The sequence below is a fragment of the Endozoicomonas sp. ISHI1 genome (genome assembly GCF_024606225.1).
Taxonomy (GTDB): Bacteria; Pseudomonadota; Gammaproteobacteria; order Pseudomonadales; family Endozoicomonadaceae; genus Endozoicomonas_A.
Genome location: NZ_JAGRPU010000017.1, coordinates 1 through 24,686, shown reverse-complemented (window position 1 = coordinate 24,686; position 24,686 = coordinate 1). Strand labels below are relative to the sequence as shown.

Below are 24,686 nucleotides of genomic sequence, written 5' to 3'. Positions count from 1 at the left end.
ATCAAGGCTGAACAAGATGAGTACTGCAAATAGTAGACTAGTTGAAAAAAACTGCTGACGTGTTTCGACCGGTCTGAACTCCTCAGCATGGCGGAACAGCTTGGTTTTACTATACGACAGCGAGATATCCGCCCCTTGGACTTTATCCTTTCACTGATTGATGCCCTCGCTGGTGATGGAAACTGCGATACTCAAGCCGATCTCCACCGTAAATTTAATGAGTTGACGGGTCTGAATGTCTCCTATCGTTCCTGGGCAAATCAAGCTAAAAAAGACGCGATGCCTGCTCTTGTCCTCTGGCTATGGGTGCAATGTCTGGAAGTCTTTTCCCGCAAAGTCATGGCGTTTGATGAGGACAGTCCATTTTCAGAGTTTGAGCACATTCTGATTCATGACGGCTCATCGCAAGCTGTCTACGATGCCCTGAAGGAAGCATTTCCCGGCAGGTTCTCAACGGTCAGTCCTGCTGCTGTCGAACTGCATACGACAATGGATCTTCTTACCAACAATCTGGTGCGCGTGCAGCTCACTGAAGATACCCGTTCAGAAAGAGACTGTCTGCCACCACTGCCAACCTCCATGGCCAATATCCTGATGCTGATTGATGCCGGTTATTTTGAGTTGGAATCCTTTGCTGCCATTGATGACCGGGAGGGTTCTTTTATCTGCAAGGCGCCTCAGAGTATCAACCCGACAATACTCAGCGCAGTACGGGAGGATGGCAAAAATCTCAATCGCTACAAAGGGAAAAAACTTAAGGAAGTGTTGTCTGGCTTCCCTAAAGATCAATGCCTCGACCTTGATGTAGAATGGCCAGGATTCAAAGCCTGGCCATATCGTTTTGTTGTCCGCTGGAATGACAGGAAACTGAAATGGGTATTCGTTGTAAGCAACCTTAACCGGGTTGAGTTCACCCTGAGTGAAGTACTTCAGGCCTATCGTCTACGATGGCAAATAGAGCTTATCTTCAAAGAGATTAAGTCCTATTCAGGGTGGCATCGTTTTAACACTAAATCAGCGACACTGGTGTTTAGCCTGATTCTGATGTCCTTCGTGGTTGCGACGTTGAAAAGGTATCTTGCCCATGCTGCGCAGGCGAACCTCTATAAAAGTGGAGCCATTGAAGAAATCTCGACGCATAAGGCGATGAAAAGTGGAACCCGGCTGTTTGGTAATGTCATTTTATCCCTTATGAATGCAGGAAAGTCCCTACTCTCACATACAAGGAAGCTGCTCAACTTCTGGGCAGATAATGCGAAACGTGAACACCCTGCACGAGATGGTTGTTCAGGGCGTACAAGATTAGGTCTTTGTGCTGTGGGTGGGGCTTAATGTCTACCCTAAGAGTGCCGATTAGCAGTGATGGATGGATAGAATGTTTCTGTCCAGTAGTCAAATAGGTGACAAAGCATGGTTTCCTATAGTCTTTTCGCAAGAACTTTCTTTACCCTTGCACTTGGATATTTAGCCATGAATGCTAACGCAGATGATGATTTGGCTGATAGCATCACCGAGTACAGTGTTACTTTTGATGAGTTATACGATGAAATTGTCGTCGCACATCGACAAGGGGATAGTTGCCACCTTATTATTTCACATTCTCTCGGTTCCTATACACACCCGGCACAGTCACTAAAGCCAAGTGTTGCAATTATCCTCCCTGAAACTATTTATAGGAAAAACTCGCTTTTTAGTATGGAGCTCTGGCCGGCTTCTTACTCTTTAAATCAAAATCGGTTGTTGTCTCCTTCCTTAGATCAAGGCGTAGTGACTCATGAGCCTCTTCAAGAGTTTTCACCCGAGACATTAATTCAAATGTCATCTACTGAGGGTGATCAACGATCTGGCTTCCCCCTTGCCCTCCCGATAGGACCCATTGAAATCCAAAACCAGGATCAGTTATATGTGATTGACCCCATTCTTAAAGATCCAACAGTTACTATTTCCGGGAGCACTGCTTCATCCAGTGTTGAAAATGAACCAGCATCACGAAAACGACCAGCTTCAGGCAAAAGTGCCATTAAGGAGGCCTCGCGACCGAAGCTGATAAGAACCGAGTCTCATGCAAAGTCATTAACTGATGCCACCCCGGGACTGCTACCTCCGGAAGAAGAGTCCTCCCATGGTGCTGCTTCTGAAAGATCTACTATAAGTGAGCACGATCACTATCACTTTCATATCACAGGGCAACTTCTTTTAGGTATTGAGCCCCCACGCACATCAAAATCAAAAAAAAAGATGAGAGAAAAAACGGTTACTATTCCAGTAACGATACTTGTCAGCGCCAACACTGCAGAGGGAACAGCTCAGATAGACTCCCTTTCATCTAATGACTCAAAGTATGCAATTAATATATTCCGCAAACCGCCTCAAGCCAGCTCGTCAGTCAAATTATTGCCGGATAATAACCTTCAGGAAACCTGGAAGGTAGTAAAGAGGCGGGCAATTAGAAAGATCCGGGAAGAGCTTATTTACCCGAAAGTTTTTGGTGTCAGTCAGATAATAGAGTCCTACCCCTCATCAGACGCCAAAACAATATGGGTGATGCCAAAAATAAAATTGCAGGTCATTGATGAAAATGATTCCATAAGCTCTGTAGTAAATATGTTCATAGAATCCAGCCCTTAACTTCAATTTCCTGCCCAGTCAAATGTAGAAAAGCCCTCTTTGCAATGCTTTTGTGTTTTTCCGCTTTAGCGTATCAACCGAAACCATGATTCTGCTGTAACCCGTGTTGTCAGGTATAATGTGTCGTTTTGTTTCGGTAATCCGTGATAAAAAGTGAAAGATCCTGTTTTCAATCCATGTTTTCTGATGCCAAGCATTGATATACTGGCCGGGCAAATGAGGAGGGGAAGTCCATAGGAAACCGTTAAAACTGTCAGGTTTCGATGGGTTCTTCATTGATGTTTTGATCTGCACGACAGACGTTTCTGTTCAGAGCAGTAACGAAAAACAGAGCCGGTTAACCGGTCAGGGTCCTGAAGGCTGTTCTTCAGAGATCGTAATACTTTGAAGCTTGCAAATCCGGAGTCTGTTGGAGCTGTGCTTTGGGCACGACAGGTATCTGGACCGAACATGGGAGTTGGGGAGCGCAATGCCATTAATTCGTGAAGAGGATCTGATTGAGAGCGTAGCTGACGCTCTGCAATTTATCTCCTGTTATCATCCGCTGGACTTTATTCACGCTGTTCATGATGCCTGGAAGAAAGAGCCCTCCAAGGCAGCCAAAGACGCCATGGCCCAGATTCTGATTAATTCCAGAATGTGTGCCATGGGTAAACGACCCATTTGTCAGGATACCGGTATTGTTACTGTCTTTCTCAAAATCGGTATGAATGTCCGCTTCGAAAGTGACCGAAGTGTCGAGGATATGGTGAATGAAGGTGTTCGCCGTGCCTACACGCACCCGGAAAATGTTCTCCGTGCCTCCGTTTTGGAAGATCCGGCAGGTGCCCGTAAAAATACCAGAGACAACACACCTGCTGTTATCCATATGACTTTGGTGCCAGGGGATACTGTTGATGTCCAGGTGGCAGCCAAAGGAGGCGGTTCTGAGAACAAGTCCAAGCTGGCTATGCTTAACCCGTCTGATGATATTGTTGAGTGGGTCAGGAAAACTGTGCCAACGATGGGTGCGGGCTGGTGTCCTCCGGGTATGCTGGGCATTGGTATCGGTGGTACGGCCGAAAAAGCCATGGTGCTGGCCAAGGAATCCCTGATGGAACCTATCGATATTCATGAACTCAGAGAGCGCGGACCCGGTAACCGGGTTGAAGAACTGCGTTTGGAGATCATGGATGCCGTTAATAGTCTGGGTATTGGTGCACAGGGTCTGGGCGGTCTCACCACAGTGCTTGATATCAAAATCAAGGATTACCCGACTCATGCTGCTTCTCTGCCTGTAGCGATGATTCCAAACTGTGCTGCTACACGACATGCACATTTTGTACTGGACGGCAGTGGCCCCGTGATTCAGGAAGCTCCGAGTCTGGATGATTACCCTGAAGTCGCTCTGGATATGAGTGAAGGGGTGCGAAAAGTCAATGTTGACGACATCTCAAAAGAAGAGATCAAAGGCTGGAAACCCGGTGACACAGTACTGCTGTCAGGAAAAATCCTGACGGGTCGCGATGCTGCCCACAAGCGCATGGTTGATATGATGTCCTGTGGTGAAGAGCTGCCTGTTGATTTGAAAGGTCGCTTTATTTATTACGTAGGACCTGTTGATCCGGTTCGTGATGAAGTGGTTGGTCCGGCGGGTCCGACGACTTCTACCCGTATGGACAAATTTACCCGCACTATGCTGGAGCAGACAGGTCTGGCTGGAATGATTGGCAAGGCTGAACGGGGTGATGCTGCGATTGATGCGATCAGGGATAACGAATCTGTCTATCTGATCGCCGTGGGTGGAGCCGCCTATCTGGTTTCCCAGGCTGTCAAGAAAGCAGAAGTGGTTGCCTTCCCTGAGCTGGGGATGGAAGCCATCTACGAATTTGAGGTCAAGGATATGCCAGTGACCGTAGCGGTGGATCACACCGGTGATTCTGTCCACAAAACCGGACCACAAATCTGGAAGCAGAAAATTGAAGAGCAGGTTCTTGATATCAAATAAGTGTTCAGGCGCCTGAATTGGGTCAGCTTCCTGGGGCTGGCCTTGTTTCATTCGTTTCTTTATTCCTCCGTTTTCTCTCTCCTGATGACTTTTTACCCACTTTATGGGTTTGCCGAGTCTTCTTCCTTGCCTGATTAAATGCTGTCAATAATGCCGTAATCTGGATGTCAGACCAGAGAAAAGCGGGGTTCTATAATCAATTTATAAGACCGTTCAGTAAGGGCGAATTATGGTTGACGATTCTGATCAGGGTGATGAGCCCACTTCAGGTCCGGGAAATCTTGAAAAAGGTGAGTTTCTTTTTTTCTGGAAGAGCTTGTTTGCAAGGGTTAAACGGTTTTTCTCTGACAGGGAAGTCATTCTCAGAATAGATGATGATTCCAGAGTCGTACGGGCTAATTTGTTGAACCTTCAGATTGAAGATCGATTTGAGCACTTCTGGATTGAAGAGCGGGCAGAGGGTGTTGAAGAAGACGGTGATTCTGATTCGGTCGTTGGGCACGAGCTGTTTTCAGAGCTACTGGCTGCTGAAGAAGAGTGGATAAGATTGCAACGGATCAGGAATCAATTCCGGAAAAACAACGATTAGGGGCAACTGCTTTTGCGTCCCTGGCAAATCGCTAAAGAAGGCCTGTCTGCTTCTGCTCACAGGCCTTTCGTTCATTCAGGAGTCAAAAAAGGTAAACTGAACGTCTACCGTTTTTTACAGAGCCTGAATCGCTTTGAGCTGTTCATCCAAACGTTCTCTGGCAGCCAGGGCTTCGGCCAACTTTCCGCGCTCTTTTTCAACCACTTCGGGTTTGGCGTTGTTGATGAACTTTTCATTGGCCAGTTTGCCTTCAAAGCGCTGAACCTCCTTATTCAGTCGTTCAACTGCTTTGCTCAGACGGGCTGCTTCCTTGTCCTTGTCGATCAGGCCAGCCATCGGTACCAAAACTTCCATCTTGCCGACCAATTGAGTGGTTGACATAGGCGCTTCTTCGTCAGAGTTCAGTGCACGAATGTCTGACAATTTAGCCAAAGACTTAAGAAAAGTGCTGTTTTCATCAAGACGACGATAGTCGTCAGAAGAGAGGTTGCGCAGCAGTACATTCAGTTCACGACTAGGGCCAATATTGAGTTCAGCACGGATATTGCGGATGCCGGTGATAAAGCCTTTCAGCCATTCGATGTCCTGCTCGGCAGTTTCGTCCAGCTTGCTTTCATCAAAAGTCGGGTAGCTCTGCAGCATCAGGGTTTCACCTTTAACGCCGGCTTCTTTCTTGATGTTCTGCCAGATCTCTTCAGTAATAAACGGCATGAATGGGTGAGCCAGACGCATAATGGTTTCCAGAACCCGAACCAGTGTACGACGGGTTCCACGTTTCAGGGCTTCGGAAGCGTCTTCATTCCATAGCACAGGCTTGGAAAGCTCCAGATACCAGGCACAGTATTCATTCCAGATGAAGTCGTACAGATTCTGGGAGGCGTGATCCAGACGGAAGTCCGTCAGGTTCTTTTCAAGTTGGGCTTCCAGACGTTGCAGTCGGGAAATAACCCACTTGTCCGCCAGGGTCAGTTCAATGTCCTCACCATGCTGGCCACAGTCCTCACCCTTAGTGTTCATCTGAACGTAGTTGGCTGCGTTCCAGATCTTGTTGCAGAAGTTTCTATAACCTTCCAGACGTTTCATATCCCAGTTAATGTCACGACCGGTAGAAGCCAGTGAGTAGAGGGTGTAACGCAGAGCGTCAGTACCGTGCGCCGCTATGCCTTCAGTGAAGGTTTTACGGGTACGTTTTTCAATTTTTGCCGCCAGTTGTGGCTGCATCATATTGCCGGTGCGTTTTTCAACCAGATCTTCCAGACTGATGCCGTCGATCATATCCAGAGGGTCCAGCACGTTACCCTTGGACTTGGACATCTTGTCGCCATTCTCATCACGAATCAGGCCGGTCATATAGACGTACTTGAAGGGTACCTGAGGGTTGCCGTCTTCATCTTTGACAAAATGCATGGTCATCATGATCATCCGGGCAACCCAGAAGAAAATGATGTCAAAGCCGGAAACCAGAACATCTGTGGGGTGGAAGGTTTTCAGACGCTCTGTGTTTTCAGGCCAGCCCAGGGTGCCAAAAGTCCAGAGTGCAGCAGAGAACCAGGTATCCAGCACGTCGTCGTCCTGTCTCAGGCTGACTCCGGCCGGAATGTTGTTTTCCTGTCGTACGTCTTCTTCACTGCGACCTACATAAACATTCCCTTTTTCATCATACCAGGCTGGAATGCGGTGGCCCCACCAGAGTTGGCGGGAGATACACCAGTCCTGGATATCCTGCATCCAGGAAAAGTACATGTTTTCGTACTGTTTGGGGACAAACTGAATGCGGCCATCTTTAACCGCTTCAATGGCAGGTTTTGCCAGCGGCTCGGCACGGACAAACCACTGATCCGTGAGCAGAGGTTCGATGACAACGTCTGAACGGTCGCCGTATGGCACCATCAGTTCGTGATCCTTGATCTCTTCCAGCAGCCCGGCTGCTTCAAAGTCAGCGATGATGGCTCTACGTGCGGCAAAACGCTCCATGCCACGGTATTTCTCAGGGATGGGGGCGTCAATGTCGTGATTGTTGGAACCATCAATGTTAAAGACTTCACCCCGTTCACTGATATGCCCTTCAAGAGTCATGACATTGATCATGGGCAGACCGCAACGCTTACCCACTTCGTTATCGTTGAAGTCATGAGCTGGAGTGATTTTTACACAACCTGTGCCTTTTTCTATGTCAGCATGTTCATCGGCAACGACAGGAATACGACGGTTGACCAGTGGCAGAATAATGTCTTTTCCGATCAGGCTCTTGTAGCGTTCGTCTTCGGGATTAACGGCAACACCTGTGTCCCCCAGCATGGTTTCCGGACGGGTTGTGGCGACCACAATGTAGTCTTTGCCTTCTGCGGTTTTTTCGCCATCAGCCAGAGGGTAACGCAAGTGCCACATGTGACCCCTGACATCCTTGTTCAGCACTTCCAGATCAGAGATGGCGGTATGAAGTTTGGGGTCCCAGTTGACCAGGCGTTTGCCACGATAGATCAGATTGTCTTTGTATAGGCGAACGAATACTTCCTGAACAGCTTTGTAGAAGCCTTTGTCCATGGTGAAGCGTTCATTGTCCCAGTCAACAGAGGCTCCGAGACGACGCAGCTGACGGGTGATGTTATCACCGGACTTTTCTTTCCATTCCCAGATCTTGTCGGTAAAGGCTGCACGGCCGAAATCGTGACGTGTCTTGCCTTCTTCAGCCTGCACTTTACGCTCTACCACCATCTGTGTAGCAATACCGGCATGGTCAGTACCCACCTGCCACAGGGTATTACTGCCTTTCATGCGCTGGTAACGAATCAGGGCGTCCATAATAGAGTCCTGAAAAGCATGACCCATATGCAGACTGCCGGTGACATTGGGCGGTGGAATCATGATGGAGTAGGGAGAGCCCTTGCCGGAGGGGGCAAAGTAGCCTTTTTCTTCCCAGGTCTGATACCAGCTGCGCTCAATCGCGTGAGGGTTAAACGTTTTTTCCATAACTACAGGGTTCTGACAGGTTCTGATCTAAACCGCGCAGTATACACGGAACAGGCAGGGCAGTGTTAATCCGACAGATTTTCGGGCATCTGGTCCAGAAGATGATCCAGGTAGTTGTTTAGCTCGCGGTTCAGCTGAGCTTCGACCCTGACCAGCTCTTCATCAATGATTTCCCGGATGAGCAGTCGGGCCTGTTTGCGTAGCCGGGTTTTCAGTTCTGACTGTTTGACGCCGCGGTTAAGCGGAGGTTTCAGAGTAGGCGGTTCCTGCGGTTCAGTCTGTTGATAATTCTCTGTGACATCCAGAATTGTGACAGTCTGTCTGGTTTCTTCCTGGTCAGCAAGGTCGGTGAGAACAGGGATGTGTTGATTGAGATGATCATTACGATCTATCTCATCCTTTAAGAGGGTTTTCAGTCTTTCCTGTTCATCCAGCAGACCTTCCGTCTTTTTCTGGCTCATGTGCTTTACCCGCTAATGGCTTTAACCCTGTATTTGGTGGGTTTCTGGCTGGATGCCGTCTGCAACGTAAGCCCTGAACTTTTCACGGAGAACCTCAACCGGACCCGGACTCTGATCAACAATTTCGCAAGTTCGGACAAAGTTTTTGTAAAAGGCCGGAATTTGATTGGACAGATTGATCAGCAGGGTGTTGTCGTCCATCGATTTCGGTGGTTTATATCCCAGGGTGATCGGCGCCCCCGTGGCTTTGCTGTTGATGATCTGGTGCGGCAGGAAACTATCTTCACGCCACTCCCAAAGCAGTCGGTCGAGAGTTTCGCACTGGATGTCATTATCCGTATGAATATGAACAGCCATACCATTACGCCACGCTCTGTCGGTCAACCGACAGGCGAATTTTTTAACGGCTTGTGCTGACTGCTGTTGCAGCAAATAGAAGGTTACTCGGGACATGAGGTTGAGTGTAATGGGAAATGATGCTGGTTGAAAGGTCGCTGACTTCTATCCGTCGTGAGTCGGATATTGAAAGCTGCGTTGAAGCTTTTCCGAAAGCGGGGTTGTGAGTCTCCATCGATCCGCAACCCCAAAGAGTATTAAAGCTGGTTAAGCAGATATTGAATCAGCATGGGGACGGGGCGACCGGTAGCGCCTTTGGCTTTACCGGAAGTCCATGCCGTACCGGCGATGTCCAGGTGAGCCCATGGGTAGCTTTCTGTAAAGCGCGCCAGGAAACAGGCGGCTGTGATGGTGCCAGCCGAACGGCCACCGATGTTGGCCATATCGGCAAAGTTGGAATCCAGCTGAGCCTGGTACTCTTCACCCATTGGCAGCTGCCAGGCTTGGTCAGAAGCGTCTTTGGAGGCTTTCAGCAGTGCTTCAGCCAGCTCATCATTGTTACTCAGAAGACCGGTGGTGTGGTGACCCAGGGCAATGACGCAGGCACCTGTAAGTGTGGCAACATCGATCACAGCTTTGGGCTTGTAACGCTCAGCGTAGGTCAGAGCGTCGCAGAGTACCAGGCGGCCTTCGGCGTCGGTATTAAGGATCTCAATGGTCTGACCCGACATTGAGGTTACGATGTCGCCCGGACGGGTAGCGTTGCCACTGGGCATATTCTCGGCGGCGGCGACCATGCCCACGATATTGATGGGCAGGTTCAGTGCCAGAATGGTCTGCATGGCGCCAAAAATACTGGCTGCACCACACATGTCGAATTTCATTTCGTCCATGGCGGCCCCTGGCTTCAGGGAAATACCACCAGTATCAAAGGTGATGCCTTTACCCAGCAGGACTATTGGTTTCTCGCCACGTTTGCCGCCTTTGTAGTCCATCAGGATCAACTTGGATTCCTGATCGGAGCCCTGGCCTACGGAAAGCAGAGAGTTCATACCCAGATCAGACATCTGTTTTTCGCCCAGAATCTTGGCGGTCATCCTGGCATGGGATTTCGCCAAAGCTTTGGCCTGGTCTGCCAGATAAGTCGGGTGGCAGACGTTGCCAGGCAGGTTGCCCAGAGTTCGAGCCAGGTTACGGCCTTCACCAATGGCCTGGCCTTCAGCAATAGCCTGATTCAGAGCTTTTGCCTGTTTGCGCTCAGCCAGAAACGTGACCTTCTTCAATGTCAGTGCATCGGCACTTTTGCTCTTGAACTCGTCGAACCGGTAGAATGCATAGACAACGGCTTCTACCAGCTGGCGAACTTTCCAGCTGTGGTCCTTGCCATCTACATCGATATCTTCCAGAGACACCAGTGCGTCTTTGGCAGAGGCCGTCTTCAGTTCAGAGGCAACGGCTTGGGCGAGCTTGATGAACTCACTTTCTTTCAGGGGTGCTTTTCCTTCGCCGGTCGCACAGAGCAAAATTCGCTCAGAGGGGATTTCCGGAACGTGCTGGAGCAACAGGGTCTGACCTGCCTTGTACTTGAGGTCGCCACGTTTGACAATGTTGTCGATGGCACCCTTGCTGGCCTCGTTTACGGCTGATGCTGAGGCGGTAAGCTTTTTCTTCTGCACACCCAGAACCAGGCAGGCAGTTTTCTGCTTCTCTACCGCTCCGCTTTTTACGATAAATTGCATGGTTGCTCCCATAGGACACTTGTCCAGTTATAACTCACGGGGATGCCCCCGATCTCCTGTTAATCTTTCTGACAAATCCCTGATAAATACTCCTGATTGTGCCTTTGACGCTGGCAGCCAAGAGTTACGATTTCGATGGCACCGACAGACACCTGAGTTAGCCCTGTGTGACTCTTGCGGCTACACCCTTTTTTTGCAAAAGGAATGTAAATGATGAGACTTCTTTCATCCGGGCTATAAACTCGAACAGGTTTGTTGGATAATTGTCAGGTCGGGTATTTGAACAGAGCTTGCACAAGAAGTGAATTCCCGCAAGGCTTTCAGAGATAGATTTTAGTCCGTTTATTGTATCAATGTGTCGACAACTGTCTTTCCGGGCAGAAAAAACGTGTTTTGATGGTCGACAAGTAGCCAGGACTGCTCTCTCATCTGGAACCGTAGTACTTACCGTATCTCTCAGGTAAGTGAGTTTTACTTTCAATGAACCGGCGGAAACAGTAACTCAAGATCATGCCTTCGATCCTTTTTCGATACCTGGCCAAAGAAATGCTCAAGGTCACATTGGCCGTTACCGGTGTTGTGCTCCTGATTATCATGAGTGGCCGTTTTGTGAACTATCTTGCACAGGCTGCCAATGGCTCGCTGAACGCCGACATCCTTTTTGCCATCATGGGTTACAGAATGCCCGAGTTCCTGGTGATGATTATTCCCATGGGGTTGTTTCTGGGCATTATCATGGCTTATGGCAGGCTCTACGCAGAAAATGAAATGACAGTTATGGGGGCTTGTGGTGTCAGTCAGGGACAGTTGCTGCGCATGACCATGATTCCCGCCCTGGGTGTCATGATAGTGGTGGCTCTTCTGAGTATTCTTGTCGCTCCCTGGGGGATAAAGCAGGTCGAAACCATTCTTCATCAGCAGGATTCCATGACTGAGTTCGACACACTGGTGCCGGGTCGGTTTCAAAAGTTTGAGGGAGCTAACCGGGTCACTTACACCGAGTCGCTGACAGATGACAATCAGCAGATGGACAAGGTGTTTATTGCTCACCAGTCAGCCGATCGTGACAGTACAGGGATGTCCCTGGTGTTGGCAGAGCGTGGTCGTATATCTACCACGGAGGAGGCCGGACAGCGATATCTGATCCTGAGTGATGGCTATCGTTACGATCTGACGCCCGGCGGCAAGAAAGTCAGGGTGACCCGGTATGAAACCTATGGCATCCGAATGGAAGAGAGTGCGGTCGCTGAAGAGATCAGTAAAGAGCAGGCTCTACCCACCTCGACATTGCTAGGCTCGGATAATTCCACCTATATAGCGGAGTTGCAGTGGCGAATGTCACTGCCATTATTGATCCCGATTATTGTGTTGCTGGCCGTCCCGCTCTCAAAAGTGAATCCCAGGCAGGGTCGTTTCGTGAAACTCCTGCCCGGTGTATTGCTCTATCTGCTATATCTGGCGTTGCTGATTTTGAGTCGTGGAATGGTTGATGATGGGCGTCTTTCCCCACAAATGGGTGTCTGGTGGGTGCATGGGATTTACCTGCTGCTTGGATTGATCTTTTATTTTCAGGAGCCTTTGCAGGCTATGATTGCCAGAAGGAAAGTTACTCATGCGTAAGCTGGACCGTTATATCGCATGGAACGTAATGGCTTCCATGGTCGTGGTGCTTTTGATTCTGGTGGTGCTGGAATCCATGTTCGCTTTTCTGGGGGAGCTGGATAATGTTCGTGCTAATTATCAGATAGCGGATGTGGTCGTCTATATTTTGCTCCTCATCCCCAAGAAGATTTACGAATTTATCCCGGTGTCTGCCTTGATTGGCTGTCTTGCTGGTCTGGGCAACATGGCCTCAAACAGTGAACTGGTGGTCATGAGAGCGGCAGGTGTTTCGTTGTGGCGGATGGTCTGGTCAGTGATGAAGCCTGCTTTGGTGTTGATTTGCATAGGTATTGTGTTGGGTGAGTACGTGGCACCCACCACAGAACAGATTGCCGAAACCCGGAAGAATATCGCCCGATCTCACAATGGCGAATATTCCGGTGCAGGGGTCTGGCACCGTGAAGGCAATGAATTTATGTATTTTAACGCGGTTGAGCCTAATGGCGTGCTCTACGGTGTGAGTCGATATGTCTTTGATGATGATATGAAACTCAAGGAAAGCTCGTTTGCCAGAAGGGCGATCTATCAGCAGGATCACTGGCTGCTTGAGGATGTCACCCTCAGTCGTATGCAAGGCGATAAAGTGGTCTCAGAAAAAGTGAATACAGAGCCCTGGGATACCAACCTGACAACAACGCTCTTGAAAGTGGTGGTGGTTGAGCCGGATGGCTTGTCTATATCCGGCCTGAATACTTATACCCGTTATCTGGAAGAGCAGGGGCTGGATACGGGTGAATATGCGCTGGCGTTCTGGACAAAAGCACTGCAACCGTTGTCTGTTTTTTCCCTGGTACTGGTAGGAATCTCTTTTGTTTTCGGCCCCTTGCGCTCGGTCAGTATGGGGCTGAGAATCTTTTCGGGGGTGATTACCGGGGTTATATTCATGATTGTGCAGAGCCTGCTGGGGCCTTCCAGCCTGGTGTTTGGTTTCCCGCCAGTGTTGTCTGTTTTGCTGCCGGTTTTGATCTGTGTTGCTATAGGGTCTTTACTGCTATACAGAGCTGCCTGATGACTAAGTGTTACGTTATTTCGTAAGCTATTGGGTTGTTTTTTTAGGGCAAAGGCTAATGGAGATGAGGTTAGACGAGGGCAGTCACTTTCTGGCATTGGCTGCCTGCTATCTGTCTGGTCAGGACTTTTGTTTAGGAATGTACAGTGTTCTGGACCGGGACAACCGATCTTGCCAGCTGAGATGTTCTCGATCCCACAGGCACCAGAAGACACCCAGCCCACAGAGCATAAGGGCAGGAATAGCGGTCAGTGTTCGAATCAGGCATTGACCGATGGAAATATAACCCCCTTCCCGATCGACAATTTGAATGTTCCACGCCTGCATACCCAGAGTCTGGCCTCGACGGGACCAGAAAAAGGCAAAGAAGCTAAAAATGCTCAGAAAAAGTGCAGCATAAAAGATAGGTCCGCCGATGGATTGCCCGCTCTCTGTCATGGCCTTGAGTTCTTTAGCCCCATACACCTTCATCTGAATACCCAGGTTGATAAAACCCACCAGAAACATAATGGCCAAAACCAGAAAACTGTCGTAGATCATGGCAGCCAGTCGCCGCCAGACGGGTGCGGGTTGAGTCTGCTTCTTTTGAGATGTGCCTGACATAAAAACTCCTGTAACAGGCCGCGCAGTTTATCAGTTTCTGTCTTTATGGGCAGCTATGAGATGATCGGACTCGAGTTATATTGATGATATTATTATGGTGAGTCGGAGGTGTTTTATGCATCCTGCCAGTTAATCAAACAGCGAACCCTGTTGATTAGGGAGGCCACCTTCCAGATTAAGTAGCTTTTCTTTAGCCGGTTTACCACCGGCATAGCCCTGTAGCTCACCATTGCTGGCAATAACCCGGTGGCAGGGAATCAGTATTGAAATGCCGTTGGCACCATTGGCATTGGCGACGGCTCTCAGGGCATTTCTGTTGCCTATGGATTCTGCCAGTCCGGCATAGGTGGTGGTCACTCCATAGGGAATATCCTGAAGAGCTTGCCAAACCTGCTTTTGGAAAGCGGTACCTACCAGGAGCAGCGGCACTGAAAAGGTATTCCGCTCTTTACGAAAATACTCCTCCAACTGCTGACGGGTATACTCTATAACTTCGTCGTCTTTCTCGACATACTCAGCTTTGAGCCCATTTTTGACGCGAGCATCAATCCGCAATCTTTTCTTTCGATAGCGCCAGTCACACAGGCACAGCTGCTGGTCAAAGGTACCCAGCATCAGCTCACCAACGGGTGACTTGTAGTATTGGATGTTGATGGTGTTCATAGGAAAGCGTTATAACATATTTTGGCCTGGGATCGTTCTTTTAAGGTGGAAATTATGCTTTGAGGGCTCATTCCCACTCTAAAGAGAAAACAAAGGATAGCTATAAATTTGCTGAATTTCTTAATGCTTAAACAGCTCTCAATAATTTGAAGTCAGACTTATCATGACGCTCCGGCAATTGTTCCTCGGGTTCTCCCCAGGTTCTATTGACCATCCTGCCACGTTTTACTGCCGGGCGAGAGGCAATCTGTTCTGCCCAGCGTTTAACGTTCTTATAAGAGTCCACACTTAAAAACTCTGCAGCGTTGTATAGCTGACCCAAGACCAAAGCACCGTACCAGGGCCAAATCGCGATATCAGCGATGGAGTATTCAGTGCCTGCTATATAGGCATTGTTCGCTAATTGCTTATCCAATACATCCAACTGGCGTTTCACTTCCATGGTGTAACGATTAATCGGGTATTCAAACTTCTCAGGTGCATAGGCATAAAAATGACCAAAGCCCCCACCTAAAAAGGGCGCACTACCCATTTGCCAGAATAACCAGGACATGACTTCTGGACGGCCTTCATTTTGCGGCAAAAACTCGCCAAATTTTTCCGCAAGGTGAACCAGAATGGCACCGGATTCAAAAACACGAACCGGCGTCTCGCCACTGTTATCGATCAATGCCGGAATCTTGGAATTAGGGTTGATATCGACAAACCCGCTACTGAATTGGTCTCCTTCCATGATCTTGATGGGATAGGCATCATATTCGGCTTGATCAATGTTTTTCTCTAACAGCTCTTCCAGCATGATGGTGACTTTGACTCCATTGGGAGTAGCCAACGAATACAGCTGGAACGGGTGCTTTCCCCCAGGCAGTTCCTGATCATGTGTCTTACCTGATACCGGACGATTGATATTGGCAAACTGGCCACCGGATTCATCGTCCCATGTCCAAACCGCCGGGGGAATGTATTGAACTTGTTCGCTCATGCTCTCTATCCTCAAATCAGTCGACCCATACTAGCTCTGAATGCCTTGCGTGAACAGACAATGAAGCGGATAAAACGGTTTCATAAATGGAACACTCAACCAGGAACTTCGTTTAGCTGCCAGGTGCTGCCCGGGAATTGGAATTTTTTTTCCTTCTCATTGTCAAAGGTTGTCAAGGACATTTTGATAAGGGTAAGAAAATATGGATGTAACAGGCAAAAATACTGATACCATAACCGGATCAGGCTTAACTTCCGAAGCCAGTGATTGTAGAGCGACAGGGAATTATAAATGGCTGACGGTACGGCCCACTGAAGACAAAGAGGGGCTTTTCAATCCTGCCAATTATGTATCTGACAACGCTGGAGTATCTGAAAGCAGATCCTCAGGCCCTGACGGCTTGTTTTCACTTAGCGGCTGCACAGTCAGTCATTCCAGAGCTTACAGCCCGAAAACCATCGGAAGAGAAGCAGGAGCTGAAGATAATCAGAAAGTAGCCCTCAGTTTTGGCCAGGTAGGGCAGCCGAAGTTACTGGAATTACTGACTTCAAAACAGGCTGTAAAACCACGTGTCGAAGAAGCATTAGAAAAACTTGCTCGACAGTTTGATAAATTACATGTCAATGTCAGTACAATGGATAAAGTCAATGAGTTGAAAAGAGAGATTAAGGAATACATTGATACTGGTAATCTTACTGTTACTATTACTGACACCTACATTGAGAATGATTTTAAAATTTTAAATGGTTCTGAATCAGTAAAAAAAATAACGAATGATATTCAAGAAACAGCACGGGAGATCGCTATTTGGGCGGGAGTCGAAAAAAATAATCTGAAAGTACTCACCTACATTATTGAACAAGGGTTCCCCATCGAACAAAAAAATGGCTGGGTGGATCTTAATCCTGAGTCTACCGTATACCTCCCTTTTGATACGATGGAAAAGTTGGTCGGTAACTGCAAAACAGGTTTTCCGGACCTGTTATTCGTCAAGGCTATTTTTGCTGATGCTGATCCTCGCTTTGACGTTCTTTTCGAGGCAGTTTTAAATTCCATATACGGTCATGATGAATTATTTCAGGAGGCAATAGCACAATCAATACCAGCAGCTTCATATAGAAGGTTAATGTTTTTTTTTAATTACCTTCGTTGTAAATGTAATGCCCGTGACATGATAAGAGACCTTATAACTCATAGTTTCGAATACCACCGCATTGCTATGCTTTACAGGATTAGTAAATACCATCGAAGCATAGTACTGGTATTTGTTCTTGAAGCTATTGCACAACAATCACAAAAAGAAGCACAGGAGCAAGTCCGTAAAATTATGGGTTCATTTTGTCAGGATGAACAGCAAGTGATTGCAATGATTGCTATTTTGGGAGGACTGCACCAATGTGCTGAATTATTGACTGAAATAGGTATTACTGTCACCAGACAGGCGTTTATAGAGGCATCGGTTAATCTTGAAAATTCTCCTTTTCTTATGGCTAAAGAGGCTGGTCTGACTAATGAACGATTGTTTGTCAATACAGTGAATCGAGTCGCTCCGTTTTTATGGACCTTGCCCGATAAATTCGGACAGCAGTTGGATCAGGAATGCTTTCGGCTAGATAAAAAAGCAATGTCGTTTATCCAGCTTGTTATTGAGCAAATGCCTATTTGTCTGGAGGAAGGGGATGAATCGAAATATTGGTCAGGGCCGAATTATATAAATAAATTAGTTCTGGGAGATGTAAGCTTGTGGGCAGCAAAAATTTTTTCGGCAATGAATGATACCGGTTTGTCAAACAGATCAGGTCTTTTAAAGGAAGATGACCGGTACTGTGAGACATGGAACACCCTGATCAGCCAGGTTGGATGCTGCAATGGCCTCACCCGTCCTTATGATTTCATGAAATTCATGGACTGGCTTTTGATGGAGGGCCTGTCATGGGTTCGAGCGGGATCGGAATACCGTGAGCAAGAGGCAACCTTTTCACTCAGACTAAAAAGTTATCGGCCGGACTTGTGGCCGGATCCGGGTTATGAGGCTTCGACAACTTCATCAGCGTTATATAATGAACTGGTAGAATATAGCCATCTTGTCACTAACTTACATTTTGACATCATTGAATCATTTCTACGTCTTGCCCCTCCAAGCCATCGAATTCATGTGCTAAATAACTGGTTAAATAATCCTGATTGTGCAAAACAGCGGGAAGTCTTGTTTTGTAGATCTGTGTATCCCCTCAATACTATGGGAAGCCCAAACATTTGGCAGTTGCTGTTATCACTGGATAAAGATTATCAGCCACAGGAAAATCAGTTTGATAATGATTGGAAAAAGCTGAGTAATCCGCAGCAGTGGACAGCACCTCCGTCGATAGAATTATTTACAGGCGAGTCTGTCGAGGTTTACGGGCGTACGCTGGCCATTCAACGCACGGATGGCGGCTGGGATTATCTGAAATTTCTCAGCGATACAGAAAAACCGGAAGAGCTGGCAAGAGAGGGTAATAAAATCACCCTGATGGCAGCCATAGCCGACCAGCATGGCTTGAAAAGCTCGATTCCCGAAGTGGTCGGCAGATATCACTGGAATGATGTGCGGACTGATCTGGTGACATTAATACCGCCCACCAAAAAGGCCAAACTGGAGGAGAAGTGTCGCTACATTGATGGAAAGACAGGTTATTGCCTTCATCTGAAATCAACAAAAGATGCGCCTTATCATTTATACCCTTACGTTCTTGATCCAGTGACAAACTCAGATCAGATTCTCGAGGGGCTCTATAAGTATGCCCATGATTGTGGTGTTTTATTCAATTACGGATTATATGCTCCGGCGGTAATGGCAGCTGACCATGATTCAGTGACCCGGCGAAAGCATCATGTCCTTTCGTCTTATGTGGATGCCGCATCCGAGGGGAGAATGCTGCAGTGGAAAAAAGCTTCACAATATCCCAATGTGGGGCCCGTAGGCATGCGAGACACCGGTGACACGAAAACTATAAATGAACTGGGTGAAGATTATTTTTTCTCCAGCAGATGTCAGAAGTTTCTTGATTTTGAACAATCAGAGGATCGAGCCAAGGTGGCATTTTCAGAATTGGCAAAAAATGCCCAGGGGCTGGTATTGCAATATGCTCTGTGTTTTCAAAAACAGTTCAACTCTGACAGTAGGGAGTCAATACTCAATCATGAGCGTAAAATAAAAGTAATTTTGGCTACTCTGTTTCAAAAGGCGTTTCCCCAATTCACAGAAGAATGCGTGGGTCAGGCCATGAATGAAGATGAACTACTGTCGCAGGCTGTTAGAGAGGTTGTCTACTGGTGTGGAAAAGGCAAATTCGTTAACGATATAATGCAAAACATTATACCGAAATCGACATACCCAGGTTGTTCAGAAACGACCAATATTGTTGATTTCACTACACTGCAACCTCGTGAACTGGTCCCCGGCGTTGGTTTTGTTACACGGGATAATGAGCCTAACCTTGGCGTTACTTTTGGTGTCAATCCATTGGTCACACTGAATGCATTGATTGTAAAGCTTCTGGCCAAAGGAGCCCTGACCTCTCTGTGATTACAATCTCTCAAGCTAAATTCATTGCTGGATGACTGAGTGCTGCCATCATTGAACCACTAGCTTTGAATAACTTCCGTGAACAAGCAATGAAACGGATAAAACTATTTCACAGACGGAATACCAAAACGGGAACTATGTTCAACCGCCACTAGCATTCCCGGCTTTGATGATAGTCAGAGTGATATAGCCCACGTCGATACCAAACTTGGTCATAATGGATTCATTGATGATGACTTTATCGCTGATCAGATACATTTTGTCGTCTATCGACACTTCGAGAGGCTTGCCCTTATAGAGGATATTCAGCACATACTCCATAAAGAAAGCATTCCCGGATGTTTTCACAGACACTGCTTCTTTAACATCTCCGGCACTGGCCAGGTAACTGCCTTTGCCATCCGGCGCGAATGTCCAGATACGTTTTTGTTTTTCTCCGTCGTCAAAAATAAAATCCTCATCCAGGGTACCAATGCCTTGTTCGTCCCAGCTCCCTGTCATAGTGACGTTAAAGTAGCGTATTACCTCGCCACTTCGATTCTTCAGAATCCCATGAGCTGTCAAAGGGCCATTGAAAAAAACCGGTAATGAAAGACTGGGTTTGTTATTTTGATATTGGCTGATATCGACGGAGCTGCAGCCAAATAAAAACAGGATCATTAGAAGAGTACTAATTCGCAACATAGCTAAGCTCTCGATTTTTGAAAGTTGTATGGAAATGATAGCGAATAGTGACATCCAGATAATCACCATTCTTATCGCTGATATTAGATCGGCCAGAGAACGTCTTCAGCTTTTGACTTTGCTTGTCATAGCTGAGTACGAGTGACGACGAGAGCATGCGGTATAACCAACTGTCTGCCGCAATATTGAAGCAAATAAGAGTATCCTTAGGGTTTTTCTTGCAGTTAACGGGTTTTATGCGAAGATCGATTTCTTTTTGGCGACTCGGTATCAGGTATTGAATCACGGTTTCTTTTTCTTCAATGAGAGAAGCCCAGTTTGAACGAATGTAATGATCGAAGCCGGCATCGATCACCAAATCAGGAGATAAGGTGATGTCTGATTCTTTAGTGTTTTCCCCGAAGCCTCTTCGGTATGAAACTTTGAATGCATCGCCCATAAATTCAGTTTTAATCAGTTCACCATTACGCTGATTTTCCTGAATGATATCCGGTGCAATATAGCTGTCGCTGTAGTCGATGGTTTTGCGGGCGAAAACGCTGCCATCAGCCTCTTTATAGATAACATGATGTGACAGGGTGTCAGGGAAGCTGTGCTCTTCAGTGTAGGCAAGCTGCTGTGTACCCATGTGGTATGCATATCCGATAAGTGTCGGGTGATCTGCTTGAGTGAGCGGGGAGACCATGAAAATGAGACTGAACATCATGATCGATTTTGAGGTTAAAGACACTAGCATAAAGATTGTTCCTGTTTTTTTTCTGTATGGCCGATCAGAGTCAACAAAACAGCCCAGATCAGGCCTTCCATCAGCAGTAGTCTCTCCATCGGGATCAAGGGCTGTGACTTTGATAACTTAATGCCTGCCCAATAACTGAATGGCACAACCAGTAATCCCAGCAGTGGCGGTAACCAGGGGGTCTTGAATGCCCAGCTCATCGAATGTTTTAGAGTCGTTGCGAAGGCAATCCATAAAACGCATAGCCAGATTGGAATCATAAAATGATTAGCATTGTGATATTCAATCCACCCTGTATTCATAATCAAACTGTCAGCGATGATACCAACGGCTGGCACGGCAAAGATCAGTCGTAATTCATGTTTATCGGGTTTCATGAGCGAGAAGTGCGCAACAAGCAAGAAGACTAATGCTAATAGCGCATACAAATTATTGCCTTGTACAGCAATAAACCAAACCAGCTGAAACAACAAGGCGTTAAGGACTAATAAATGCTTACTTTCTTTTGCCATAATGTATTGGACCCTGCCTGCACTCATCGTCGCTCCAGTAACCCATATAACTTCGTTCCTTATCATGCCTGTTAGTCAATATGTTGTTATGTCTTTTTCTACGTATAGGCTTCATGAATGGATCACGGAAAATATAAGGCACCCAAAAATAAGCACTACTACCTATCCTTCAATAAGTAATAGTGGCACAATGTCGCTCAATAGAATCTATTCAGCCAGACAGGCAGGAAACTGTTGAGCCATAGGGTAGGTGCTCTTCAGCCGTTTCGGGGAACGCCTCGGGCGGTAGCGTGCCACTCATATTTTGCACAAAGGACTCTTTACTGCATGGCCACCACGGTTTAGCACGTGAGTATAGATCTGGGTTGTCTTCAGGTCTCTGTGTCCGAGAAGTTCCTGAACCGTTCGTATATCGTAGCCATCATCAAGTAAATGGGTGGCAAAAGAATGTCGGAAAGTATGGCAGCTACCTTTCTTTTCTATACCGGATAACTCAATGGCTCGTTTTACCGCTCTTTGCAAAGTACTGTCATCAATATGATGGCGTCGCTCGCGGCCATCTCTTGGATCGATTGAACGCTTGTGAGAACAAAACAGATACTGCCAATGCAGGCTTTTTGCCTCAGATGGGTATTTTGTTGCCAGAGAATCCGGCATCCATACTTCACCAAAACCGGCTTCTTTATCCATGGTATGGAGAAGGCGAACCTCGCTTATGCGAGCTTTTAGCTCAGGAATAAGCGGGTCTGGCAAGATGGTTACCCGATCCTTATTGCCTTTACCACTACGAACAATAATGGCCATACGGTTGAAATCAATATCCTTAATACGCAAACGAAGGCACTCCATTAGCCGCAGCCCGGAACCATACATCAGTTGAACCGGTAACTTATGCGCAGTGTTGATCACTGTGAAAATGGCATTCACTTCATGCCGTTCAAACACCACAGGAATCTTTGTGGCCTTTTTGGCTTTGACCAGATTGCTGACATCCCCCAAAGGTCTAGCTAAAACTTGTTTGTATAAAAAGTTCAGTGCATTCAATGCCTGGTTTTGCGTTGAAGTCGCAACCCGACGCTGAACGGCAAGATAAGTCAAAAACTGTCTGACATGATCAGGCCCTAAATCCTGTGGGTGCTTCATGTGTTGATAGCGAATGAAGTACTTGATCCAGTAACAATAGGACTGCTCAGTTTTATAGCTATAGCGCTTCACTCTGAGAGTGTTGCGTACTTCAGTCATAAAAGGAGATGGCATGGCAAATTCAACAACTGTTATTTTGTACAGTATTATTGAAGAAAATACCAAAAATGCAAATAACTCACTTGCGGCCTATTTGGGGCAGTGGGTAGAATGGCCTGTAGGCTTTTGATAAATAATGACTTTTTGATAGGTTGAAAAGTTGGGATATATCTCAAGTGAGTTAATTTTCCCTGATTTAGGGGGATATGCCGCGTGTGAGTGTAATATCTGATATCACTTGCTTGAGATCTAATAGCTGTTATGTTGCTCCATAAAATTCTTCGTACTTGTTGGCATCAAGATTCTCACAAGCCACCTTCATCATGTCTTTGTAGGTCTTTTGCCTATAGTCGTACAGGCTGGAATCAAGGTGTCCGTCCAGTTCTTGGAGGGCTTTAATGTGCTCGAACTTCTTTAACAGATTCCTTGCCGGTTCACCTAAAATTTTACAACCGACAATGTAACAACCTGTATGGTCGTTTGAGTCTGTCAAGTCACACATTAGTTTGTAGCCATCATTAAATTCCATAATTAATTACCTCATTGTTTTATTTGTTGTCACCTTGTTTTGCTAGTGTCGTGCCTACCGCAACATAACAAGTCGCTCCAATTCGTTCCGGCTTCGCCTCCACCCACCCGACCGCCTGCGGCGGCGGTTGAGCTTCAGGGTTATGCGCTAAAACCTAAAAGGAGATAATAACAACAATGGGAAACGTGATAGTTGTATTTGCTTTTATTGCATACATATATTGGGCTCAAACTTCTTCGTTAAAACAAGAAATTATTAAACTTCAGGAAAAACCTGACTCAGAAAAGGATATCAAGTACAAGGAGTATCTGATTAATAGATATTTCTCCGCAGCCTTATTATGTTGTATTGCTGCTATCGTTGGTTCATTCATCGGTGTTGCTGGTTTTGGCTCTGCAATAGCTGGAACCTATCCTTGCGCTATACTCGGTTATCTCGTTGGTTGGCTCATGGCAAGCAAGGACGTAGAGCCGTACTAACGAACAACTTTCTCAGAATAATAAGAGGTAAGGCAATGTCAACTGAAAGTGTCCGTCATGTGTATTTCCCATACTGTCCAGAGCAGCAAGATGATGGCTCGTGGGTTCTTCTTAACCGCAATTATAAACCAGTTGGTTTCAATACAACTGAGTTTGTATCGTATGAAGATCATCCAGTTTCTATAAATTTGAAAGGGCTTGGTCAGGCTACTCTTGAGAAGCTGTCATATAATGGCGAGGTAAATGGCAAGCAGGTGTTTTTATACAATGATGGCTGTATACCAACAGACAATCCTGAAAGCATGAAGGCATATCTCACAAAATTAGAACGCCTCGTCAAACTTAAGCATCGCGCATAACAAATGCTTCCAGTTCGTTCCGGGGCTTCGCCCCTCCACCCGACGCGCCTTTGGCGCGCGGCTGAAGCAGGCGTTAGGTGCTATTCATAACTTGCAAAAAATTGCCTATTTTCTGGTTTTTGGAGATATTTAAAAGCCCTCTTTACGAACGCCAAATTCATATTGAGCAGTTGCAGACTGTATTTTTGGTACGTATGTACATTTCTGAGACAGAACTTTCTGAGTGCAGTTCGATATTTTTGTCTATAGTTTCTGGTTCTGTAATAATTTTATTGCTTTTCACTAGGGCTATAGAATATGCAAATAATAGAACTGAATTCACTGCATAATAGTGCGATAGACCTAAATCCATTAGAGAAAGAAATAAAAAATCGTAAATTAGTTGAGCTTTGGCAAAGTGAAAATGATCCTTCTGGCAAAAAAACAAAAAGCGTTGTTAAGGAAAAAGTTTTTAAGGCTATAAGAAAATATATACGATTAACTGAATCAACTCTAAACGATGGATCAAATGGGTTCAAAGAGCTTGCAGCAGTTGCAGCACTAGATTTATATGAATTCATATCTGATCCATATTACAGCCGCTATCGAAAAGTTCGTAACACTAGACGAAAATATACTGTCCAAGCAATTGGTCGAGAACATTGGAAATCTTGGGGTAAATTGGACTAACTTTTGATAAGAAAAGTAGACGCATCTTGGTTTAGGGCAATATTAAATTGTCGTATTGATTCTAAACCACCATCGCACCTAACAAAAATTTCCAGTTCGTTCCGGGGCTAAAGCCCCTCCACCCGACGCGCCTGACGGCGCGCGGCTGAAATTGGCGTTAGCAGGCAGCACTAATAAAGATTTTTTGGTTCGAAAAGTTCAGTTTTTAAAAAGAGTTTTTGGGTTCACTATCTGTGGTTGGTTTCGAGTCAAAACCTCCCAGCAAAAGTCAGTGTCACA

General features: G+C 46.6%; 22 protein-coding genes. 10 read left to right on the top strand and 12 right to left on the bottom strand.

Translation table 11 applies throughout. From position 1 onward, the window contains the following. The first annotated feature begins 51 nt into the window (after window positions 1-51). The 4 genes from KBW69_RS12260 to KBW69_RS12245 all read left to right on the top strand — a co-directional run bounded on the left by KBW69_RS12260 (window position 52) and on the right by KBW69_RS12245 (window position 5,204). Window positions 52-1,332, top strand: coding sequence for an IS4 family transposase (locus tag KBW69_RS12260; protein ID WP_306674547.1), 1,281 nt, complete (start codon window positions 52-54; stop codon window positions 1,330-1,332). Between the two features lie 138 nt (window positions 1,333-1,470). Beyond that, window positions 1,471-2,628 carry a hypothetical protein gene (locus KBW69_RS12255; RefSeq protein WP_257281060.1) on the top strand — a complete coding sequence of 386 codons (1,158 nt, stop codon included), beginning with the start codon at window positions 1,471-1,473 and terminating at the stop codon, window positions 2,626-2,628. Between the two features lie 469 nt (window positions 2,629-3,097). Beyond that, entirely contained in the window at window positions 3,098-4,615 is a 1,518-nt protein-coding gene (locus tag KBW69_RS12250) for a fumarate hydratase (RefSeq protein ID WP_257254191.1), read from the top strand. 229 nt (window positions 4,616-4,844) lie between these two features. Beyond that, window positions 4,845-5,204, top strand: coding sequence for a hypothetical protein (locus tag KBW69_RS12245; protein WP_257254190.1), 360 nt, complete (start codon window positions 4,845-4,847; stop codon window positions 5,202-5,204). A gap of 114 nt (window positions 5,205-5,318) precedes the next feature. Here KBW69_RS12245 and KBW69_RS12240 read toward each other — a convergent pair whose 3' ends face one another. The 4 genes from KBW69_RS12240 to KBW69_RS12225 form a co-directional block, all read right to left on the bottom strand. Then, window positions 5,319-8,174, bottom strand: a complete 2,856-nt coding sequence (locus KBW69_RS12240) for a valine--tRNA ligase (protein ID WP_257254189.1) — start codon at window positions 8,172-8,174, stop codon at window positions 5,319-5,321. Window positions 8,175-8,239: 65 nt separating this feature from the next. After that, on the bottom strand, window positions 8,240-8,635 hold the full coding sequence (locus KBW69_RS12235; protein WP_257254186.1) for a hypothetical protein: 396 nt from the start codon (window positions 8,633-8,635) through the stop codon (window positions 8,240-8,242). 21 nt (window positions 8,636-8,656) lie between these two features. Beyond that, window positions 8,657-9,088 carry a DNA polymerase III subunit chi gene (locus KBW69_RS12230; RefSeq protein ID WP_257254185.1) on the bottom strand — a complete coding sequence of 144 codons (432 nt, stop codon included), beginning with the start codon at window positions 9,086-9,088 and terminating at the stop codon, window positions 8,657-8,659. Window positions 9,089-9,228: 140 nt separating this feature from the next. After that, on the bottom strand, window positions 9,229-10,710 hold the full coding sequence (locus KBW69_RS12225) for a leucyl aminopeptidase (RefSeq protein ID WP_257274282.1): 1,482 nt from the start codon (window positions 10,708-10,710) through the stop codon (window positions 9,229-9,231). 510 nt (window positions 10,711-11,220) lie between these two features. Between KBW69_RS12225 and lptF the strand changes: the two genes are divergently transcribed. Both lptF and lptG read left to right on the top strand, forming a co-directional pair. Next, entirely contained in the window at window positions 11,221-12,330 is a 1,110-nt protein-coding gene (gene lptF, locus KBW69_RS12220; protein WP_257274280.1) for an LPS export ABC transporter permease LptF, read from the top strand. After that, window positions 12,323-13,381 (top strand): LPS export ABC transporter permease LptG, encoded by a 1,059-nt coding sequence (lptG, locus tag KBW69_RS12215; RefSeq protein ID WP_257274279.1) that lies wholly within the window; start codon window positions 12,323-12,325, stop codon window positions 13,379-13,381. The genes lptF and lptG overlap by 8 nt, the downstream gene beginning before the upstream one ends. Before the next feature lie 120 nt (window positions 13,382-13,501). Here lptG and KBW69_RS12210 read toward each other — a convergent pair whose 3' ends face one another. From KBW69_RS12210 to yghU, 3 genes are all read right to left on the bottom strand, one after another. Continuing rightward, a complete protein-coding gene (locus tag KBW69_RS12210; RefSeq protein WP_257274278.1) occupies window positions 13,502-13,984 on the bottom strand; it encodes an RDD family protein in 483 nt (160 codons plus the stop codon). 129 nt (window positions 13,985-14,113) lie between these two features. Then, window positions 14,114-14,647, bottom strand: coding sequence for a methylated-DNA--[protein]-cysteine S-methyltransferase (locus KBW69_RS12205; RefSeq protein WP_257274277.1), 534 nt, complete (start codon window positions 14,645-14,647; stop codon window positions 14,114-14,116). A 127-nt stretch (window positions 14,648-14,774) separates the two neighbouring features. After that, window positions 14,775-15,629 (bottom strand): glutathione-dependent disulfide-bond oxidoreductase, encoded by an 855-nt coding sequence (yghU, locus tag KBW69_RS12200; RefSeq protein ID WP_257274276.1) that lies wholly within the window; start codon window positions 15,627-15,629, stop codon window positions 14,775-14,777. 202 nt (window positions 15,630-15,831) lie between these two features. On the opposite strand from yghU, the gene KBW69_RS12195 reads away from it, so the two are divergent. Then, entirely contained in the window at window positions 15,832-19,197 is a 3,366-nt protein-coding gene (locus tag KBW69_RS12195; protein ID WP_257281059.1) for a hypothetical protein, read from the top strand. Window positions 19,198-19,338: 141 nt separating this feature from the next. Here KBW69_RS12195 and KBW69_RS12190 read toward each other — a convergent pair whose 3' ends face one another. The 5 genes from KBW69_RS12190 to KBW69_RS12170 all read right to left on the bottom strand — a co-directional run bounded on the left by KBW69_RS12190 (window position 19,339) and on the right by KBW69_RS12170 (window position 22,900). Continuing rightward, window positions 19,339-19,881 carry a DUF3833 domain-containing protein gene (locus tag KBW69_RS12190; protein WP_257281058.1) on the bottom strand — a complete coding sequence of 181 codons (543 nt, stop codon included), beginning with the start codon at window positions 19,879-19,881 and terminating at the stop codon, window positions 19,339-19,341. Further along, window positions 19,868-20,587: a hypothetical protein gene (locus KBW69_RS12185; protein WP_257281057.1), complete on the bottom strand. Its 720-nt coding sequence runs from the start codon at window positions 20,585-20,587 to the stop codon at window positions 19,868-19,870. Before KBW69_RS12185 ends, KBW69_RS12190 begins: the two co-directional genes overlap by 14 nt. Before the next feature lie 23 nt (window positions 20,588-20,610). Then, on the bottom strand, window positions 20,611-21,129 hold the full coding sequence (locus tag KBW69_RS12180) for a DUF2878 domain-containing protein (RefSeq protein WP_257281056.1): 519 nt from the start codon (window positions 21,127-21,129) through the stop codon (window positions 20,611-20,613). A gap of 297 nt (window positions 21,130-21,426) precedes the next feature. Continuing rightward, window positions 21,427-22,386: an integron integrase gene (locus tag KBW69_RS12175; RefSeq protein WP_257281055.1), complete on the bottom strand. Its 960-nt coding sequence runs from the start codon at window positions 22,384-22,386 to the stop codon at window positions 21,427-21,429. 244 nt (window positions 22,387-22,630) lie between these two features. Continuing rightward, window positions 22,631-22,900 (bottom strand): hypothetical protein, encoded by a 270-nt coding sequence (locus KBW69_RS12170; RefSeq protein ID WP_257281054.1) that lies wholly within the window; start codon window positions 22,898-22,900, stop codon window positions 22,631-22,633. A gap of 176 nt (window positions 22,901-23,076) precedes the next feature. On the opposite strand from KBW69_RS12170, the gene KBW69_RS12165 reads away from it, so the two are divergent. The 3 genes from KBW69_RS12165 (at window position 23,077) to KBW69_RS12155 (ending at window position 24,407) form a co-directional block, all read left to right on the top strand. Continuing rightward, window positions 23,077-23,379, top strand: coding sequence for a hypothetical protein (locus KBW69_RS12165; RefSeq protein ID WP_257281053.1), 303 nt, complete (start codon window positions 23,077-23,079; stop codon window positions 23,377-23,379). A gap of 35 nt (window positions 23,380-23,414) precedes the next feature. Then, window positions 23,415-23,738, top strand: a complete 324-nt coding sequence (locus KBW69_RS12160; RefSeq protein ID WP_257281052.1) for a hypothetical protein — start codon at window positions 23,415-23,417, stop codon at window positions 23,736-23,738. Window positions 23,739-24,035: 297 nt separating this feature from the next. After that, on the top strand, window positions 24,036-24,407 hold the full coding sequence (locus KBW69_RS12155; RefSeq protein WP_257281051.1) for a hypothetical protein: 372 nt from the start codon (window positions 24,036-24,038) through the stop codon (window positions 24,405-24,407). The last annotated feature ends 279 nt before the right edge of the window (window positions 24,408-24,686 follow it).

Coding starts and splice junctions, on each gene's coding strand:
- lptG (WP_257274279.1), top strand. CDS start 12,323: ATGCGTAAGCTGGACCGTTATATCGCATGGAACGTAATGGCTTCCATG.
- KBW69_RS12240 (WP_257254189.1), bottom strand. CDS start 8,174: ATGGAAAAAACGTTTAACCCTCACGCGATTGAGCGCAGCTGGTATCAG.
- KBW69_RS12230 (WP_257254185.1), bottom strand. CDS start 9,088: ATGTCCCGAGTAACCTTCTATTTGCTGCAACAGCAGTCAGCACAAGCC.
- KBW69_RS12195 (WP_257281059.1), top strand. CDS start 15,832: ATGGATGTAACAGGCAAAAATACTGATACCATAACCGGATCAGGCTTA.
- KBW69_RS12180 (WP_257281056.1), bottom strand. CDS start 21,129: ATGGCAAAAGAAAGTAAGCATTTATTAGTCCTTAACGCCTTGTTGTTT.
- KBW69_RS12190 (WP_257281058.1), bottom strand. CDS start 19,881: ATGTTGCGAATTAGTACTCTTCTAATGATCCTGTTTTTATTTGGCTGC.
- KBW69_RS12185 (WP_257281057.1), bottom strand. CDS start 20,587: ATGATGTTCAGTCTCATTTTCATGGTCTCCCCGCTCACTCAAGCAGAT.
- KBW69_RS12155 (WP_257281051.1), top strand. CDS start 24,036: ATGCAAATAATAGAACTGAATTCACTGCATAATAGTGCGATAGACCTA.
- KBW69_RS12170 (WP_257281054.1), bottom strand. CDS start 22,900: ATGGAATTTAATGATGGCTACAAACTAATGTGTGACTTGACAGACTCA.
- yghU (WP_257274276.1), bottom strand. CDS start 15,629: ATGAGCGAACAAGTTCAATACATTCCCCCGGCGGTTTGGACATGGGAC.
- KBW69_RS12205 (WP_257274277.1), bottom strand. CDS start 14,647: ATGAACACCATCAACATCCAATACTACAAGTCACCCGTTGGTGAGCTG.
- KBW69_RS12210 (WP_257274278.1), bottom strand. CDS start 13,984: ATGTCAGGCACATCTCAAAAGAAGCAGACTCAACCCGCACCCGTCTGG.
- lptF (WP_257274280.1), top strand. CDS start 11,221: ATGCCTTCGATCCTTTTTCGATACCTGGCCAAAGAAATGCTCAAGGTC.
- KBW69_RS12225 (WP_257274282.1), bottom strand. CDS start 10,710: ATGCAATTTATCGTAAAAAGCGGAGCGGTAGAGAAGCAGAAAACTGCC.
- KBW69_RS12175 (WP_257281055.1), bottom strand. CDS start 22,386: ATGCCATCTCCTTTTATGACTGAAGTACGCAACACTCTCAGAGTGAAG.
- KBW69_RS12255 (WP_257281060.1), top strand. CDS start 1,471: ATGAATGCTAACGCAGATGATGATTTGGCTGATAGCATCACCGAGTAC.
- KBW69_RS12160 (WP_257281052.1), top strand. CDS start 23,415: ATGTCAACTGAAAGTGTCCGTCATGTGTATTTCCCATACTGTCCAGAG.
- KBW69_RS12250 (WP_257254191.1), top strand. CDS start 3,098: ATGCCATTAATTCGTGAAGAGGATCTGATTGAGAGCGTAGCTGACGCT.
- KBW69_RS12165 (WP_257281053.1), top strand. CDS start 23,077: ATGGGAAACGTGATAGTTGTATTTGCTTTTATTGCATACATATATTGG.
- KBW69_RS12235 (WP_257254186.1), bottom strand. CDS start 8,635: ATGAGCCAGAAAAAGACGGAAGGTCTGCTGGATGAACAGGAAAGACTG.
- KBW69_RS12245 (WP_257254190.1), top strand. CDS start 4,845: ATGGTTGACGATTCTGATCAGGGTGATGAGCCCACTTCAGGTCCGGGA.